The organism is Pseudomonas sp. NBRC 111131 (assembly GCF_001320525.1).
GTDB lineage: Bacteria > Pseudomonadota > Gammaproteobacteria > Pseudomonadales > Pseudomonadaceae > Aquipseudomonas > Aquipseudomonas ceruminis.
In genome coordinates this window covers 42,851-61,041 of the sequence record NZ_BCBH01000014.1, presented here as the reverse complement: position 1 = coordinate 61,041, position 18,191 = coordinate 42,851, and the positions used below count along the sequence as shown (strand labels likewise).

Sequence of the window (18,191 nt, the reverse complement as noted above, 5' to 3'; positions counted from 1 at the left end):
CGGCCATCAGAAACGGAACGCCACGCCGGTGGTCACCGAGAAGGCGTCCCCCGGATAGAAGTTCGCCGAATCTCGGCCGTTGGCGTTGTAGGCGGTGTTGGCCGCGCTGGCGTAGCGCTCGTCGGTGATGTTGCGCAGGTCGGCGAACACCTCCCACTTCTTGCTCGGCGCCTGGTAGCCGACCTTGGCGCCCCACAGCACATACGACGGTGCCTGCCAGGTGTTGGCGTAGTCGATGTAGTAGCTCGACGCGGCGCGCAGGTTGAGCGAGGCATAGAAGCCGCTGGCCTGGCGATAGGCCAGTTCGGCCTGGTACACCTGGCGCGGCAGGCTAGGCAACTCGTTGCCGCCGAACGTGTCGTCGTGGCGGTAGTGGAAGTCGTTGAGCGTGTATGCCTGGCGCAGGTCGAGGGTATCGCCGTTGGCACCGGCCCAGAGCAGTGCACTGAGCCCGGCTTCGATGCCCTGGTGGATAGTCGGGCTGGCGTTGGAGGTGGCGGTGAGTTGGTCTTGCGTGGCGCTGGCCTGGCGCACTACCACGGTCAGCAGCTCTTTTTGCACCCACGAGCGGTACAGGGTCAGGCTGCCGTCGAAGATGCCATGGCTGCCGCGTACACCGACCTCGAAGGTGGTGGCCTTCTGTGGCCGCACGTCATACAGGAACGGATTGCTGGTGCTGCCCAACTGCCAGGTCACCGGTGGGTCGATGCTACGGCTGACGTTGCTGAACACAGTGAATTCGGGGTTGATCTGGTAACGCAGGCCCAGGCGCGGGGCCAGATCGTTCTCCACGTACTCGACGCTGGTGGGGAAATGACTGGGGTTGGGAGTGGTCAGCGTGGTGCCTTCGATCTCGGCCTTGCGACGGATATTGATGAACGACAGGCCCGAGGACAGCCACAGGTCATCGGCCAGTTGCAACTCATTGGCGAAGGTCAGCACGGTGTCGCGCGAGCCGGTGTAGTTGGTTTCCTGAATTTTCGCGTCAGTGGCGCGGCTATGGGACTTCACATCGGCCAGGTAAGCACGGGTGTTGCTGAAGATGATGCTGCTCTCGCTGGGGAGGCCGAGGAAGCGGTCGCCGGTGCGCAGGTAGCGCAGGCTCAGGCTGATGTCCTTGGAGCGCCAGTCCTGCGGCGCCACGGCGTAGCGCCAACCATTGAGCAACGGGTAGTTGTTGTACGCGGCGCCCACCTCGAGCGTGTTGCCGTCATCGAAGGTGTAGGTGGTCTTGTTACCGATGAAGGTGGTGCCGTCCTTGCGCCGCCCAGTCGGTACCAGGTTGCTGCGCGGGTCATGCTTGAGCTGCTGGCGGGTCAGCGTGTTGCCATTGATCAACTGCTCTTCGCGGTACTTGAGGAACAGCCGCGTCTGGAGTTTGGGGCTGAACACATGGCCGAAGTTGGCGGCGATGCCACGGCCCTCGTTGCTGGCGTGGTCCTGATAACCGTCACGTTCGTTGTGCAGCACGTTGATGTAGTAGTCGCTGTCGCCCACCACACCGCCGGTGCTCAGCTGCTGCTTGCGGTACCCGTAGCTGCCCACTTCGAAACGGGCGTAGTTGCCTGGGTCGGTGCGCCCGGTCTTGCTGACCATGTTGATCGCCCCACCCAATGACAGTGCGGCGTACTGGTAGGCGTTGGCGCCGTAGAGCACTTCGGTGTGGTCCACCGCCTGCATGTCGAGGAAGTCTTCCTGGGTGCCGCCAGGGCCGGTTATCGGCAGGCCGTCGAAGAGGAACTTGGTGCCCAGCACGTAGCCTTGGTAGAAGGTGTTGAGGCCCGAGCCGCGGATCGAGATCTTGTTGGCGGCGGTGCCGCTGGTGCCTTGGGCGAAAACCCCTGGTTGCAAGGCCAGCACATCTTCGGCGTTGGCCGCACGGCCCTGCTCGACTTGGCGGTTGTCGACTACCGCGGTGTTGCCCGCCACTTTCTGCAGGCGCTTCTGGTCCTGCTGCGCGCCGGTGGCTGCCGCGCCGGTAACGGTCACAGTGTCCAGGGTGGATTCTGCTGCGCTCGCCACGGTTGGCCAGAGCAGTGTCAGTAACACCGGCAAGCTGGCGGCTGTGGCCAGATGATGACTGTATGGTCGAACTTTCGCACGCACTGCAAGTACTCCCTTTATATATAAGGCTGATATTCGCGCTACCTGCGAAGACCGCCGTAATGCTCTGCCAGGGATATTGCAGTTGTCGTGCCAGCCTTTTTTCGCCTCTTTACGGGTGTTTCCCCACGGTTCACTTTCGTCTGCCAAACAAACTGTTTAGCCAGTGTTGCAAGCACAACATCAGCGACGCCGAAACCCCCGTAGCAAGGGGCTTTCATTTGGTAATTTGCATATAACAACGACTGTTTGCAAACCAACAGCCGCACAACAAAAGTTGTTGCCCTGTTCACTTCCTTACTTAAAACACGCGACAAAACTCGCAACTTACGGCCGTATGCCAGCTGGCACAGAAACTGCTCTACCCTGCCCTGACAGGCCTGACTATTCCCATAGAGCGCCGAGGACCTACGATGACTTTCAAGGAATACAAAGATGCGTGCGATTCATCCTCATCCCTTGCGCCTGGCTATCCGCCACGCCGCCCTGGCCAGCGTGGCCACGGCCCTGCTGGCCCCGGTCACGGTGCTGGCCGCTGACCAGACCCTGGGCACGGTCACCGTGCAAGGCGCCAAGCAGACCGAAGTGCAACAGGCCGCCAGTGCCCTGGCCGAAGTCCCCGGTGGCACCAGCGTGGTCGACAGCGAAGAAGTGGCCAAGGGCCGCACCGCCACCCTGCAGGACACCTTGGGTTACCAGCCCGGTGTATTCGTGCAGAGCACCGGCGGCAACGATGCGGCAAAGATCTCGATCCGCGGCTCGGGTGCCAACACCTCGCCAGGCTATTTCCGCGAGGGCATCAAGTTTCTCTTCGACGGCCTGCCGCTGACGGGACCGGGCGGCACCCCCTACGAATTCCTCAATGCCAGTGGCGTCAACTACACCGAGATCCTGCGCGGGGGCAACGCCTTCCAATACGGAGCGTTGTCCCTGGGTGGCGCGGTGAACTTCGTCAACCACAGCGGCTACACTGCCCCCGGCCTGCGCGTGCGCGCTGAGGCTGGCAGTTACCACTACCAGAAGCAGAGCATCAGCTATGGCGGTGTGGAAGGTGACCTGGACTACTACCTGCAGGCCGACAACTACCGCAACGAAGGCTATCGCGACTACAGCCTGTCGAAAAGCTCCGGCATCGTTGCCAATGCCGGCTACCGCTTCAGCCCGAAACTTGAAACCCGTCTGCTGCTGCGCTACCGCGATGAAACCCACAACGACCCCAGCGCCACGACCCTGGACGCGGCCCTGCACCACAACCGCCGCGCCAGTGCCACTGCCGAAAGCAGCGGTGCCGGGGCCCGTCGCCCCGGTAGCATCTGGCTGGGCAGCAAGACCACGTACACCTTCGACGACGACGCGCGCCTGACCGTGGGCCTGTCTTACCACGACTACCGCCACACCAATAGCCCGCGCAGCCCGAGCAACCCCAGCTACTGGGACTGGCACGACCTCGGCCTGCTGTTGGGCTATGACCGCGTCGACACCTTGTTCGGCCATGAAAGCCGCAGCAACATTGCCTTCACCTCCACACAGCACCTGCGCGGCGGGGTGAACTCGGCCAACGACGACAAGGTGTCGCTGAAGAAGGTCAACTACAAGGGCTCTTTCGACCGCGTGATCGCACTGGGCAACGACCTCAACCTGGTCGACAACCTGTGGCTGACCAGCGGTGTGTCGTTCGTCAACGTGCGGCGCGACGTCGACATCGACTACGCGGTGAACCGCAACACCACCGCCTTCCCGCAGCATGTGGACTATGACAACTGGAGCGTCGCGCCGCGCATTGGCCTGCGCTATGAGTTCAGCCCGAACCTGCAGGTGTTCACCAACTTCAGCCGCAGCATCGACCCGCCCGCTTCATGGGAGTATTCCGGCTCTGGTCCAACCCTGCCGTACATCCGCCCGCTGGTGGAACAGAAGGGCAACACCTTCGAGGTCGGCATCAAGGGCTCGCATGGCATTTTCGATGGCAGCCTGGCGCTGTACCGCTCGTGGATCCACGACGAGTTGCTGAACGTGCAGATCATCCCCGCCACGTCCAACGCGGCGGCGGTCACCGGAGCGTTCAATGCCTCGCCGACCATCCACCAGGGTATCGAGGCCGGCCTTAACACCCGTCTGTGGGAAAACCCCCAGGGCGATCTGGTACGTTGGCGCCAGGTGTATACCTACAACGACTTCTATTACCGGCATGACGACACCTTCGGCGACAACCAACTGCCGGGGGTGCCCAAGCACATCTACCAGGGCGAACTGCAATACCAGGACCACAGCGGCTGGTACACCGGGGTGAATGTGCAGTCGGCATCGCGCACGGCGGTGGATTACGCCAACAGCCTGTATGCGCCGTCGTACACCATCTGGGGGGCGAACGTGGGCTACGAAGCGCCCAAGGGCAACTGGAAGGTTTCGCTGGACCTGAAGAACCTGGCCAACAAGGCCTACGTGACGGCGGTCTCGCCCGTGTACAACGCACAGGGGCAGGACACGGCGTCGTTCTGGCCGGGTGACGGGATCGGGGCGTACGTCGGCGTGGAGGTCCGCTACTGACCGCTGCGCAATTCGCGCTTGACCGAGGAAGGGCCGTGGTTGACGATCGGCTCTTCCCGGCAAAGGACCAACAGCATGTTACGGATATTAGGCAGAGCGTCTTCCATCAATGTGCGCAAGGTCTTGTGGGCGTGCACCGAGTTCGATGTCCCGTTCGAACGCGAAGACTGGGGCACAGGCTACCAGCCCACTGATACGCCTCAGTTCCTGGCACTGAACCCCAATGCCATGGTGCCAGTGGTCCAGGATGGCGACTTCACCCTGTGGGAGTCCAACACCATCATCCGCTACCTTGCCACACGCTACGGCGAGGCGGCCTTCTACCCGACCGAAGCACGCGCCAGGGCAGGCGTGGATCAGTGGATCGACTGGCAGGCCTCGGACCTGAACCGCTCGTGGAGCTACGCGTTCATGTCGCTGGTGCGCCATTCACCGGCCCACCAGGACCCTCAGGCCCTCGCCGAGGGGTGCGCGCAGTGGTCGCATTACATGCACATACTTGACCGGCAATTGGCCCTGACCGGAGCCTATGTGGCCGGAAGGCGGTTCACCCTGGCCGACATCCCCATCGGCCTGTCGGTGAACCGCTGGTTCGAGACACCTTTGGAGCACCCGCCTCTGCCGGCTGTGCGCGACTATTACGAGCGGCTGAGCGAGCGCCCGGGTTTTCTGGCCCATGGACGCAACGGCATGGCTTAAGCCGGCGGGGGCAATGCCGCGCTCGCGAATGAATTGACAGCCTACCTCCCGCGCCCACAGCGATTTGCGTCAACGTTCAGACGTTGTCGCAAATCGCTGTGGCGTGGGCGCTGCAAATGAACGTGTTGCGGTGGTCTATGACAGTTGGCTTGCCAGTGCCTGGGGCCGAGCGCGCCAGGCAACGGTCAACACCAGACCCAGCCCTGCCATCAACGCCCCGGCCCATGAAATCGCCGGATACCCCAGCCCGGCATTGATCACCGCTCCCCCCAGCGCAGCACCGATGGCATTGCCCAGGTTGAAGGCACCGATGTTCACCGCCGAAGCCAGGTTTGGCGCCTCTTTGGCAGCCTCCATCACACGCATCTGCAGCGGCGGTACCAGAGCAAAGCTGGCAGCACCCCAGACCAGAATCGCCACGGCCGTCGGCAGCGGCCAGCCCAGCAGCAGCGGGAACACCAGCAACACGGCGATCAGCACGGCCAGCGAGACAATCAACGTTCTGTCCACCGAGCGGTCCGCCGCCTTGCCGCCCCACACGTTGCCGAAGGTCAGGCCCACACCGAACAGCACCAGCATGGCCGTGATAAAGGTGGTAGAAGCCTGGGCCTCGCTGTGCAGGATTGGCGCGATATAGGTGAACACGGTGAACATCGCACTGGAACCAACCACCGTCAGCGCCAACGCCGACAGCACCGGCCCACGCCCCAGCACGCGGATTTCGGCCATGGCACCACCGCTTTCTGGCAACGGCAGGTTGGGCAAGGCAAACCACAGCGCTGTCATCGTCACCAACCCCAGGCCGGCAATGCCCCAGAACGCGGTGCGCCAACCCAGCAGCTCACCAAACCAGGTGGCCAGCGGCACACCGCCGATGGTGGCCAGTGTCAGCCCCATGAACATGGCAGCGACCGCTCCGGCACGTTTCTCGGGGGGCACTACACTGGCCGCGACGATAGAGCCGACACCAAAAAACGCGCCGTGGTTGAGCGAGGTCACGACACGGGCGATCAGCAGGCTCTGGTAGTCAGTGGCCAGTGCCGACATCAGGTTGCCCAAGGTGAAGATGGCCATCAGCCCGATCAGCAGGTAACGCCGAGGGACCTTGCCGGTGGTCAAGGTCATCAGCGGGGCGCCGATCAGCACGCCGATCGCATAGGCACTGACCAGCAGGCCCGCTGCAGGGATCGATACGCCAAGGTCGTTGGCGATACTGGGCAACATGCCCATGGGGGCGAACTCGGTGACACCGATGCCGAAGGCACCGACGGCGAGTGCGACGAGAGGTGGATTGATGCGCATGGAAGTGCTCCTTATCTGTGCGTGGAATGCTACGATTCGCGCTTTGAAAGCACTAGACCGCTTTTCTGGCAACCACCTTTGCGCAAGGGGCACAAATGGATTACAACGGCCGATCCGGCGAGATGGAAGTTTTTGCCAAGGTGGTGGATGAAGGCAGCCTGTCTGCTGCGGCGCGGGCGTTAGGCCTGACGCCTTCGGCGGTCAGCCGTATCATTGCGCGGACCGAACAGCGCCTGGGCACGCGCCTGCTGTTGCGCACCACACGGGCAATCAACCTCACAGCAGAGGGCGAGGCCTACCTGCGTGGCGCGCGGCGCATCCTTGCCGACATGGTCGAGGTCGAAGAGGCCATCACCGACCAGGGCGTGCCCAGAGGCCGATTAAGGGTCAGCGCAGCGCTTGGCCATGGCAGGCAGACAGTGGTGCCGCTGGTGGCCGCATTCAGCGCCCTTTACCCGCAGGTGCTGGTCGACCTGACGTTGAGTGACGAGATTGCCGACGTTCTCGGCGGTCAGGCCGATGTGGCCCTGCGCTTTGGCCACCTGCCAGACAGCTCGTTGAGCGCCCGCTACATTGGCGACACCGGTGGGGTGATCGTCGCCTCGCCCGAGTACCTGGCGCGTTGCGGCACACCGCAGGAGCCTGAAGACCTCGCCCGGCACAACTGCCTGCGCTTCAACTTCCGCCGTGCGGCACCCGACTGGCCGTTCCGCCGCGACGGGCAGGATTTTTCGCTGAAGGTCAACGGCAACATCGAATGCAGCAGCGGCGAGGCACTGGCCCAACTGACCAGACTGGGGGCAGGCATCGCGCGGATCGGCATCTTCACCGTGGCCGAGGAGCTGAAAAGCGGCCAACTGGTGCCGGTGCTCGAAGCATTCAACCCCGGCGACCGCGAGCCGATCCACGCCGTGTTCGTGGGTGGCCCGGCGATGCCGGCGCGGGTACGGGTGTTCGTGGACTTCATGGTGCAGCACCATCAGGGCTGGCCGGCGGTGCAGGCCTAGGTCGCGCATTCATAAGGAACGTCTGCCTCTGCACAGCCTCCCACAGTAATGCAGAGCGAACGGCGCACTGCCCATTCACGCTTGGAGGACAGGCTCAGATGAAAAAGATCCTGATGGTGCTGACATCCCACGACCAATTGGGCGACACCGGCAAAAAAACCGGCTTCTGGCTGGAAGAGTTTGCCGCCCCCTACTACGTGTTCCTCGACGCCGACGCTGACGTCACCCTGGCCTCGCCCAAGGGCGGCCAGCCACCGCTGGACCCGAAAAGCGATGAGCCAGACGCCCAGACCGACGCGACCCGGCGCTTTCGCAGCGATAACGAAGCACAGATTACGCTGGCCGACACGGTACCGTTGGGTGAGGTCGACCCGTACGACTTCGACGCCGTGTTCTACCCCGGTGGCCATGGGCCGCTGTGGGACCTGGCCGAAGACAAGGATTCAAAAACGCTGCTCGAAGCCTTCTATGCCTCCAACAAACCGATTGCCGCGGTGTGCCATGCGCCGGGGGTACTGAAGCACGTCAAGGCACCCGATGGCCATCCGGTGGTCCAGGGCAAGAAAGTGACCGGGTTCGCCAACAGCGAAGAAGAAGCGGTCGGGCTGACCCAGGTGGTGCCATTTCTGGTCGAGGACATGCTCAAGCAGAACGGGGGTGACTATTCCAAAGCGGCGGACTGGGCAAGCTATGTCGTGGAGGATGGGCACCTGATCACCGGGCAAAACCCGGCATCGTCCGAGGCGGTGGCCAAGGCACTGCTTGACCGGCTGGCACAGGAGCCTGCATAGGCCAGCCCCTGCGGCAACGGGTTTGCCTGCGGTGGCAATGTCGGCCGCAGCCTTCGCGGGCAAACCCGCTGCCACCGGTACGGTGCTCACACACCGTCGGCGAATCTAGCGAAAGATCAACGAGTGGTGCACTGCCCCACCCGTGCGCGCACCGTCCCCCACCGCGATGGCCACATTACCTGCCGCCACGGCCGCATCCCCGCAGGCAAATACCCCAGGCACGCTGGTCTCGCGCATGGCATCCACCTTGATGAACGGCCCCATCGGCCCATCCTCGAAGGCACACCCCAATCGCTCAGGCACCGGGCTGGCCATGCGTGTGCGGGGCTGGGTGAACAGCCCGGCAAGCTCGACCACACGGCCACTGGTCAGCCTCACATCGGCACCCTCCCCCCCCACTGACACCACCCCCTCGCGCTCCACGTGCACATTGCGCTTGTGCAGCTGGGCCAATTGCTCGCCATCCGGCTCGAACACCCCGTTGAGGAAGAAGGTCGTCGGCCCCCAGTCGGGCAACATCATCGCGTGGTAGATCGCCACCGGTGAAGCCGCCAGTACGCCTATCGGGCCACCATCCAGTTCATAGCCGTGGCAATACGGGCAATGGAACACGCTCTGCCCCCAACGCTGCATCAGGCCGGGCACTGCCGGCAGCTCATCCACCACACCGGCGGCCAGCACCAGGCGCCGCCCGCCATACTGCTCACCGTTCGCAGTGGTGACCACGAATGCATCCGCCGCGCCCGACGCGCAAACCGCCGATTGCGCACACCACTCCACCGTTGGATAAGCCAGCAATTGCGCACGGGCTTCGCCGGCGATGACGCCGGGGTTACGCCCATCCTGGCCGAGAAAGCCATGGGAGCTATGGGCAAAACGATTACGCCGCACACCGGCATCGATCACCAGCACCTTGCGGCGCGCACGCGCCAGCTGCAGGCCCGCAGAAATACCGGCATAGCTGCCCCCCACAATGATGACGTCGAACATGTGCTCATGTCTCCCAGGGCCTCGGGCCCATCCGATGAATTCACGACACAACGTAAGTTACATGATGTGCGCAGGTCAATACTCTTGTAACCTTTGTTGTTTCGTGTGAGGCTGACGGTTCTCTCGACCTGGCTTCCCTCCCCCCATGAGAAACGACACCCGCTTGTCCCGCATGCTGCACGTGCTGATCCACATGGCCCGCCACGACAGACCGTCGACCTCGGAGACCATCGCGCAGATGCTCGGCACCAACCCGGTGGTGGTACGCAGGACCATGGCCCTGCTCAAGGAGCACGGCTATGTACGTTCGGAAAAAGGGCATCGCGGGGGGTGGACGCTGGCCAAACCGCTGGCGGATATCACCTTGCTGAACATCCACGAGGCGTTGGGTGGGGCCTCGATCTTTGCGATCGGGTTATCCACCGACCATCCGCAGTGCCTGGTGGAACAGGCCGTGAATGCAGCATTGACCGACGCGTTCGAGGCGGCGCAGGCGCTGTTGCTGGAGCGCTTGGGGAGCGTGACACTGGAGCAATTGGCGGCAGATTTCGAGGGCCGATTCCAGGCGCTTTAGTGGCGGCCTTGTCGGGAGCGGGTTTCCCCGCTCTCAACGGTGGGGTGCTGGGTCACTGGGTGCGATCAACCTCAACCTGCAAAATTGATCACCATGCGGCCCTTGATCTTGCCCTCGAGCATCTCATCGAAAATGTCGTTGATGTCTTCGATCGGGCGCAGCGTCACTTTCGGCACCACCTTGCCTTGTGCCGCGAATTCGAAGGCTTCGAGCAAGTCCTGACGCGTACCGACCAGTGACCCCACGACTTCGATGCCATCGAGCACCAGCCGTGGAATGTCCAGGCTCATGGCTTCAGACGGCAGCCCCACGGCCACCAACCGCCCACCGGCGCGCAGCGCATCCACCGCCGAGTTGAAGGCACTTTTCGATACCGCCGTGACCACGGCGGCATGCGCGCCGCCGGTCTTTTCCTGAATGATTTTCGCCACCTCCTCGCTGCGAGGGTTGAGCACCAGGTCGGCGCCCATCTCACGGGCGAACGCCAACTGTTCATCATTCACGTCAATCGCGATGACCCGGGCATTGAAGACATTCTTCGCGTACTGCAAGGCAAGGTTGCCTAGGCCACCCAGGCCATAAATGGCAATCCACTGGCCTGGGCGAATGTTGGACGATTTTACGGCTTTGTAGGTGGTCACCCCGGCACAGGTAATGCTGCTGGCCGCAGCCGAATCGAGGCCATCCGGCACTTTCACCGCATAGTCGGCCACTACGATGCAGGCCTCGGCCATGCCGCCATCGACGGTGTAGCCAGAGTTTCTGACCTCGCGGCACAGCGTCTCGTTGCCGCTGTTGCAGTACTCGCAGTGCCCGCACCCCTGGTAGAACCAGGCCACGCTGGCGCGATCCCCTACCTTGAGCGACGTGACCCCCGGCCCTACCTGCTCGACCACGCCAATGCCCTCGTGACCGAGGATCACGCCGGTCTTGTCGCCGAAATCACCGTTCTTGACATGCAGGTCGGTGTGGCAGACGCCACAGCACTGCATCTTCAGCAAGGCCTCACCGTGCGCGAGCGGCCGGAGTGTTTTTTCCACCACTTCCACACGACGCCCTTTGGCAACAACTGCAGCTTTCATGAATACCTCCTTGTGAACCTGAGTGCTTGAGTGAATGCCCGGTCAGCTTAGCCGACGTACAGGGTACGCCAACCCATACAGCTGCAACCTGGGCGGATGAACGCTCTACCTACATCCAGCCAAGCCAGGACCAATAGGTACTGGCAAAGACCAGCAGTAATACGTAACCGATCGCACTGACCCACAGCCCCACCCGGGCAAACTGCCGAGGCGTAAAGGTTTCGGTGCCGAGGCAAACCATGTTTTGCGGCGCGTTGATCGGCAGGATGAAGCCGAAACTGACGGCGAAACCCAGCATCATGCTCATGCCAACCCGGCTGAAGTCGCCTGGCAGCGTCTGCAGGACTGCGATCAGAATCGGTAACAGCGCCGAGGTGAGTGCGGTGGCACTGGCAAAGCCCAGGTGAATGACGATCAGGAACGCGCTGAGGATGGCAAAGACCCCCAACGTGCCGAGCGTGTCCAGGCCGGTATGCTCTACCACCTGTGCGCCCAGCCACTGCCCGGCGTGAGTACTGAGCAGCGCGCTGCCCAGGCTGATGCCTACGCCGAACACGATCACGGTCCCCCAGGGGATGCGCGCCTGCACATCCTTCCAGGTCATGACGCCAAAGCGTGGCAGCAGCAGGGTCACCAGCCCGGCATAGGTGGTGGTCGTGGTGTCGAACGGGTGCAACCGGCCTTCCGTTGCCCAAGCCAACAACAGTACCAGCGAGACCCCGCCCAGGCGCTTCTGCGCTGCCGTCATCGGGCCAAGCGCCGCCAGGCTGCGAGTGACTCCGTCCATCCCCCCGGGCACGTTGTCGCTTTCGGGTGGCAACAGCTTCAACACCAGCGCCACCAGCACCAGTGACATGATCACCGCCCACGGCGCGCCGGCGATCAACCAGTCGATCCACGACACCCGTTCCCCGAGCATCTTGTCCATGAAACCAACGGTCAGCAGGTTCTGCGCCGCAGCAGTTTGGATCCCGACATTCCACACGCTGGTGCCCTGGGCCACGATGATCATCAGGCCCGCGGCGATATTGGAGCGCAGCGGCACACCGAAGGCAGCGATCACCCCCATCATGATCGGCACCACACAGGCACTGCGCGCAGTCGCGCTGGGTACCACCAGGCTCAGCAGCACAATCACCAGCATGGCCCCCAGCAACACTCGCCGGGTGCTGGCGCCGACCTTGGTCAGGGTCACCAGTGCAATGCGCTTGTCCAGGCCGGTGTGGGTCATCGCCGCAGCAATGAACAACGCACCGACCACCAACGCCAATGCGGGGCTGGCGAAGCCGGCGAGTGCCATCGACACCCCGGCCGAAGACCCGTAGGTTTGCGCAGGGTCCGCCAGGGTCGGCGCCGTGCCCATGAGCACAGCCATCAGCGCCGTGATCATGATGGCGCTGGCCTCGTAGGACACCGCCTCGGTGACCCAGACCACCACTGCAAACGCCAGAATCGCCAGCATTCGCTGGCCAGCGACCGGCAGGGTTTCGGGCAGGGGCAGGAACAGCACGCCAAGCAAGGCCAGGCAGGCGAAGATCAGGCCCGGCGGGAAGCGTACGGGCGCAGAAGGGGGCGATTGCAGGGCATGATCCGTCATGGGCGCGTTCACCGGCGGGCTTGAAGGGCTCAGCATAGCGATGAAGCCAGCGACGAAAATTGCTTCAGGTCAGGCGATGAGAAATTAGCGCTCAGGCTGTCGCCAGCGATAACGCCCCTGTCGTCGTGTTAGGATCTGGCTCAGACGAAGGAAACCCGCCATGCCCTACCCCATCGAACAGAAACTCGTCGTTGGCGTCGCATCCAGTGCCCTGTTTGACCTGGCCGTCTCCGACGACATTTACCAGGCCGAGGGGGTCGAAGCCTACCGCCTGCACCAGGAAGCCAACCTGGACGTGCCGTTCCCCAAGGGCGTCGCCTTCCCGTTCATCCGCCGTTTCCTGAGCATCAACCAGGCCTTCCCCGCCCAGTTGCCGGTGGAGGTGGTGCTGCTGTCGCGCAACTCGCCCGAAACCGGCCTGCGGGTATTCCGCTCGATCGCCCACTACGGCCTGGACATCACCCGCGCAGCCTTCATGTCCGGCCGCTCGCCCTACGAGTACATCCCCGCTTTCAACGCGTCGCTGTTCCTCAGCGCCCACGAAGGGGACGTGCAGCGCGCCATCGACGCCAACTACCCCGCCGGGCTGGTACTGCCGAGCAAGATCTACGATGACGAAATCGATACCGAACTGCGGGTCGCTTTCGACTTCGATGGCGTGATCGCCGATGACGAAGCGGAAAGCGTGTACAAGCAGCGCCAGGACCTGAACGAATTCCAGGCCCACGAACACGCGCACAAAGCCGTCCCTCACCAGCCGGGGCCGTTGGCCGACCTGTACCGCAAGCTTTCGCTGATCCGCACGCTGGAAGACCAGAAGCTGGCGCAGGACCCGGCGTACAAGCGCATCCTGCGCATCGCCATTGTCACCGCGCGCAATGCGCCTTCACATGAGCGGGTGGTGACTACCTTGAAGAATTGGGGGGTTTCGCCGGACGAGTCGTTCTTTCTGGGCGGCATGGAGAAAGACCGGGTGCTATCGATTCTCAAGCCGCATATGTTCTTCGATGACCAGCGCAGCCACCTGATGTCGGCGGCGGGGGATCTGCCCATGGTGCATGTGCCGTTCGGCGTGGCGAACAAGCTGCCTGAACCGCGCCAGAGCGCGCGCGAACCTGTGGCAGCGGATTGCCCACCCGTTGATGAGGCCTAGCGACGCCATGCCCAGAGCGAGCAAAGTCACCGACCCGTCTTACGAGTTGATGGACGATCACGAGGGTCACTCGCTGATCTACCGCCAGCACGGTTTCCCCAGCCCCTTGGTGCGCTGGCATTTTCACAAGGAATACGAGCTTCACCTGATCGTCGCCAGTTCCGGCAAGGTGTTCATCGGCGATTACATTGGTAACTTCGCGCCTGACACGCTGTTCCTCACCGGCCCGAACCTGCCGCACAACTGGATCAGCCAGGTTGGCCCCGACGAGGTAGTGGGCAAGCGCGACATGCTGGTCAACTTCACCGACGAAGTGCTCGAGGACGGCAGCCAGGTGTTTTCCGAGCTCACTCAACTTGCCCCGCTGCTGGCCCGGGCGCGCTATGGCATCGAGTTCCGTGCCCCGGCGCTGATCGCCGAAAGCCGCCAGTTGCTGCAGCGTATTGCCGACAGCCGCGGCATGACCCGCCTGGGATACTTTTTTATCCTCATGGAGCAGCTCGCTGCCTGCGAGGATTACCAGCTGTTGTCCACCGTCACCTCCTCGCAGTTGGCCGACGAGCATAACGTCGAGCGCATCAACCGGGCGGTGGACTACATCTTCCAGCACTACGCCCAGGACCTGACCCAGAACGAAGTCGCCGAACACCTTGGCATGACCCCCACCTACTTCTCGCGCTTCTTCAAGCAGGCCGCGGGGCGCGGCTTTGTCGAGTTCGTCAACCGCCTGCGGGTCAGCAAATCCTGCGAATTACTGGCCAAAAGCGACCTGCCGGTGACGGAAGTCTGTTTCGAATCCGGTTTCAGCAACCTGTCGAACTTCAACCGGCGCTTCCAACAGCTCAAGGGCATGACCCCCTCCGGCTATCGCAGCCTGGTGACCCAGCGGCTGACCGAACAGAACCACCACTGACACCCACCCGCGCAAAAAAGTATCAGTCAAAGTGCAGGCGAGGCTTTGTCGGCATCGCCGTGGGGCGGTGTAATCGGCGGCGAGCGACACAAAAACAATAATGTCTTCCGCGCCGCCACCCGGCCCGGAAGGGGAGTTCACAGATGAACGACTCGATCAAGGCCTGCCTGGCCGCCGCCTGCCTCAGCCTGCCGCTGTACGCGCAGGCCGCTGAAACCCTGACCATCGCCACGGTCAACAACAACGACATGATCCGCATGCAGCGCCTGGCCAAGGTGTTCGAAGCGCAGCACCCGGAGATTGCGCTCAAGTGGGTCGTGCTCGAAGAAAACGTACTGCGTCAGCGCCTGACCACCGACATCGCCACCCAGGGCGGGCAGTTCGACGTGCTGACCATCGGCATGTACGAAGCCGCGCTGTGGGGCGCCAAGGGCTGGCTGGAACCCATGAAGGACCTGCCGGCCGACTACAACCTCGACGACGTGTTCCCCTCGGTACGCAATGGCCTGTCGGCGAACGGCACGCTGTACGCCCTACCCTTCTACGCCGAAGCTTCGATCACCTACTACCGCAAGGACCTGTTCCACAACGCCGGCCTGGAGATGCCCGAGCAGCCGAGTTGGACCCAGCTTGGCGAATTTGCCGCAAAACTCAACCACCCCGACCAGGGCCAGTACGGCATCTGCCTGCGCGGCAAGGCCGGCTGGGGCGAGAACATGGCGCTGATCGGCACCGTGGCCAATGCCTTCGGCGCGCGTTGGTTCAATGAGCAGTGGCAACCGGAATTCAACGGCAGCGAATGGAAGAACGCGCTGAACTTCTACGTCGATACCCTCAGGCAGTACGGCCCCCCTGGGGCGTCGAGCAACGGGTTCAACGAAAACCTTGCGCTGTTCAACAGCGGCAAGTGCGCGATGTGGGTTGATGCCAGCGTGGCCGGCTCGTTTGTCACCGACAAGTCCCAGAGCAAGGTCGCCGACCAGGTCGGCTTCGCCTTCGCCCCCAAGCAGGTCACCGACAAGGGCGCGTCGTGGCTGTATTCCTGGGCGTTGGCGATCCCCACCAGCTCCAGGTCCAAGGACGCGGCGAAGGCCTTCAGCGCCTGGGCCACCTCCGAGGCCTACGGCAAGCTGGTGGCCGACAAGGAAGGCGTGGCCAACGTGCCACCGGGCACCCGCGCCTCGACCTACAGCGATGCATACCTTGCCGCCGCGCCATTCGCCAAGGTGACGCTGGAATCGCTCAAGCGCGTCGACCCCACTCACCCGACCCTCAAGCCTGTGCCCTATGTGGGTATCCAGCTGGTGACGATCCCCGAGTTCCAGGCCATCGGCACCCAGGTCGGCAAGCTGTTCTCCGCCGCGCTGACCGGACAGATGAAGGTCGACCAGGTGCTGGCCGCCGCACAGCAGTCCACCGAACGCGAGATGAAGCGCGCCGGTTACCCCAAGTAGCCCGCCCCTGGCCGTAACCGCGCCGTACCCCGGTGCGGTGGCGGCTTGCCGCTCGCCCTTTTTCGCTGCAAACGGAGTCGCCATGAACACTTCGGCCCTCGACACCCCAACCCTCGCCGCCCCACGCACCGGCAAACGCCGCGTCGGCCCCGGCTGGTTCCTGGTCAGCCCTTCGGTGGCGCTGCTGCTGTTGTGGATGATCGTGCCCCTGGGTATGACCCTGTATTTTTCGTTGATCCGCTACAACCTGCTGTACCCCGGCGATAACCCCTTTGTGGGCCTGGAGAACTTTGCCTTTTTCGTCACCGACGCGGGCTTCCTGCCCGGCGCGTTGAACACCTTGACCCTGGTCGGCAGCGTGCTGGCGATCAGCGTAATCCTTGGCGTGCTCATCGCTGCGCTGCTGGAGGCCGGCGAGTTCTGGGGGCGCGGCGTGGTAAGGGTGCTGCTGATTTCGCCGTTCTTCATCATGCCGACGGTCAGCGCGCTGTTGTGGAAGAACCTGATCTTCCACCCGGTGTCGGGCATCCTCGCTGCCGTCTGGCGCCTGTTCGGCGCGCAACCGGTGGACTGGCTGGCGCACTATCCGCTGCTGTCGATCATCCTGATCGTCTCCTGGCAATGGCTACCCTTCGCCATCCTGATTCTGATGACCGCCATGCAGTCGCTGGACCAGGAGCAGAAGGAGGCCGCTCGCCTGGACGGCGCCGGGCCGCTGGCGATCTTCTGGCACCTGACCCTGCCCCACCTGGCCCGCCCCATTGCCGTGGTGGTGATGATCGAGACGATCTTCCTGCTGTCGGTGTTCGCCGAAATCTTCACCACCACCAGCGGCGGCCCCGGCTACGAGTCCACCAACCTCGCCTACCTGATCTACAACCAGGCGCTGCTGCAATTCGACGTGGGCATGGCCTCGGCCGGTGGGCTGATCGCCGTGCTGATCGCCAACATCGCCGCCATCGTGCTGGTACGGATGATCGGCAAGAACCTGACCGAGCGCAGCTAAGGAGCCCGCCATGCTGACACTCAAGCAAACCCGCCGCCTGCGCGATGCGCTGCTCGGCCTGCTGTGCTGGGGCATCGCCCTGGTGATCTTCTTCCCGATTTTCTGGATGCTGCTGACCAGCTTCAAGACCGAACTGGACGCCTTCGCCACGCCCCCGCAGGTGTTCTTCACGCCGACGCTGGAGAACTACCTGCACATCAACGCGCGCAGCGACTACTTCGCCTATGCCTGGAATTCGGTGCTGATCGCCTTCTCGGCGACGTTGCTGTGCATGCTCATCGCCGTGCCGGCGGCCTACTCCATGGCCTTCTTCGAGACCCGCCACACCAAGCCCACGCTGCTGTGGATGCTGTCGACCAAGATGCTGCCGCCGGTGGGCGTGCTGATGCCGGTCTACCTGCTGGCCAAGCAGTTCGGCCTGCTCGACTCGCGCCTGGCACTGATCATCGTCTACACCCTGATCAACCTGCCGATCGTGGTGTGGATGGTGTACACGTACTTCAAGGACATCCCCGTGGACATCCTAGAAGCCGCGCGCCTGGACGGTGCCGGCACCTGGCAGGAAATTGTCCGGGTCCTGCTGCCGATCGCCCGGGGCGGGTTGGCCTCGACGGTACTGTTGTCACTGATCCTGTGCTGGAACGAGGCGTTCTGGTCGCTGAACCTGACCTCCGCAGCCGCCGCGCCGTTGACGGCATTGGTGGCCTCCTACTCAAGCCCCGAAGGGCTGTTCTGGGCCAAGCTCTCGGCCGTCTCGACCCTGGCCTGCGCGCCGATCCTGATTTTTGGCTGGATCAGCCAGAAGCAACTGGTGCGCGGCCTCTCGTTCGGGGCCGTCAAATGATGGCGCCTGTGCAGGCACGCCTGACCCTCTGTGACCGCTCTCCCCAACCGCTTGGGCGGCGCTGGGGCAAGTGCCGCACCTCCATAGTTGCTGCTCAATCATCCTTATCCCCGGCCACCGCGGAGGACA

The 18,191-nt window shown here is 63.2% G+C and carries 15 protein-coding genes; 10 read left to right on the top strand and 5 right to left on the bottom strand.

Going from position 1 to position 18,191, the window contains the following annotated elements; translation table 11 throughout:
- Positions 1–6: 6 nt before the first annotated feature.
- Positions 7–2,106: a TonB-dependent receptor domain-containing protein gene (locus tag APH34_RS14760; RefSeq protein WP_054901772.1), complete on the bottom strand. Its 2,100-nt coding sequence runs from the start codon at positions 2,104–2,106 to the stop codon at positions 7–9.
- 432 nt (positions 2,107–2,538) lie between these two features.
- Between APH34_RS14760 and APH34_RS14755 the strand changes: the two genes are divergently transcribed.
- Both APH34_RS14755 and APH34_RS14750 read left to right on the top strand, forming a co-directional pair.
- Positions 2,539–4,650 carry a TonB-dependent receptor domain-containing protein gene (locus APH34_RS14755; protein WP_054901771.1) on the top strand — a complete coding sequence of 704 codons (2,112 nt, stop codon included), beginning with the start codon at positions 2,539–2,541 and terminating at the stop codon, positions 4,648–4,650.
- 75 nt (positions 4,651–4,725) lie between these two features.
- Complete coding sequence (locus APH34_RS14750) at positions 4,726–5,349, top strand: glutathione S-transferase family protein (protein ID WP_054901770.1); 624 nt, start codon at positions 4,726–4,728, stop codon at positions 5,347–5,349.
- Between the two features lie 135 nt (positions 5,350–5,484).
- On the opposite strand, the gene APH34_RS14745 is transcribed toward APH34_RS14750, so the two are convergent.
- Positions 5,485–6,651: an MFS transporter gene (locus tag APH34_RS14745; protein ID WP_054901769.1), complete on the bottom strand. Its 1,167-nt coding sequence runs from the start codon at positions 6,649–6,651 to the stop codon at positions 5,485–5,487.
- A gap of 95 nt (positions 6,652–6,746) precedes the next feature.
- On the opposite strand from APH34_RS14745, the gene APH34_RS14740 reads away from it, so the two are divergent.
- A complete protein-coding gene (locus APH34_RS14740) occupies positions 6,747–7,658 on the top strand; it encodes a LysR family transcriptional regulator (protein WP_054901768.1) in 912 nt (303 codons plus the stop codon).
- A 98-nt stretch (positions 7,659–7,756) separates the two neighbouring features.
- Positions 7,757–8,449, top strand: a complete 693-nt coding sequence (locus APH34_RS14735; RefSeq protein ID WP_054901767.1) for a type 1 glutamine amidotransferase domain-containing protein — start codon at positions 7,757–7,759, stop codon at positions 8,447–8,449.
- Between the two features lie 105 nt (positions 8,450–8,554).
- Here APH34_RS14735 and APH34_RS14730 read toward each other — a convergent pair whose 3' ends face one another.
- Positions 8,555–9,439 carry an NAD(P)/FAD-dependent oxidoreductase gene (locus tag APH34_RS14730; protein WP_054901766.1) on the bottom strand — a complete coding sequence of 295 codons (885 nt, stop codon included), beginning with the start codon at positions 9,437–9,439 and terminating at the stop codon, positions 8,555–8,557.
- A 145-nt stretch (positions 9,440–9,584) separates the two neighbouring features.
- Here APH34_RS14730 and APH34_RS14725 point away from each other — a divergent pair, with 145 nt between their 5' ends.
- Entirely contained in the window at positions 9,585–10,013 is a 429-nt protein-coding gene (locus APH34_RS14725; protein WP_054901765.1) for an Rrf2 family transcriptional regulator, read from the top strand.
- A 71-nt stretch (positions 10,014–10,084) separates the two neighbouring features.
- Here APH34_RS14725 and adhP read toward each other — a convergent pair whose 3' ends face one another.
- Positions 10,085–11,095 (bottom strand): alcohol dehydrogenase AdhP, encoded by a 1,011-nt coding sequence (gene adhP, locus APH34_RS14720; RefSeq protein ID WP_054901764.1) that lies wholly within the window; start codon positions 11,093–11,095, stop codon positions 10,085–10,087.
- A gap of 109 nt (positions 11,096–11,204) precedes the next feature.
- Positions 11,205–12,692: a DASS family sodium-coupled anion symporter gene (locus APH34_RS14715; RefSeq protein ID WP_156358085.1), complete on the bottom strand. Its 1,488-nt coding sequence runs from the start codon at positions 12,690–12,692 to the stop codon at positions 11,205–11,207.
- 160 nt (positions 12,693–12,852) lie between these two features.
- Between APH34_RS14715 and APH34_RS14710 the strand changes: the two genes are divergently transcribed.
- The 5 genes from APH34_RS14710 (at position 12,853) to APH34_RS14690 (ending at position 18,062) form a co-directional block, all read left to right on the top strand.
- A complete protein-coding gene (locus APH34_RS14710) occupies positions 12,853–13,845 on the top strand; it encodes a 5'-nucleotidase (RefSeq protein WP_054901763.1) in 993 nt (330 codons plus the stop codon).
- Positions 13,846–13,852: 7 nt separating this feature from the next.
- Positions 13,853–14,758, top strand: a complete 906-nt coding sequence (locus APH34_RS14705; RefSeq protein ID WP_054901762.1) for an AraC family transcriptional regulator — start codon at positions 13,853–13,855, stop codon at positions 14,756–14,758.
- A 143-nt stretch (positions 14,759–14,901) separates the two neighbouring features.
- The gene (locus APH34_RS14700) at positions 14,902–16,212 is read left to right on the top strand and encodes a sugar ABC transporter substrate-binding protein (protein ID WP_054901761.1); all 1,311 of its coding nucleotides are present in this window, start codon (positions 14,902–14,904) and stop codon (positions 16,210–16,212) included.
- 82 nt (positions 16,213–16,294) lie between these two features.
- Positions 16,295–17,218 (top strand): carbohydrate ABC transporter permease, encoded by a 924-nt coding sequence (locus APH34_RS14695; RefSeq protein ID WP_054901760.1) that lies wholly within the window; start codon positions 16,295–16,297, stop codon positions 17,216–17,218.
- Positions 17,219–17,228: 10 nt separating this feature from the next.
- Positions 17,229–18,062 (top strand): carbohydrate ABC transporter permease, encoded by an 834-nt coding sequence (locus APH34_RS14690; protein WP_054901759.1) that lies wholly within the window; start codon positions 17,229–17,231, stop codon positions 18,060–18,062.
- Positions 18,063–18,191: the final 129 nt, after the last annotated feature.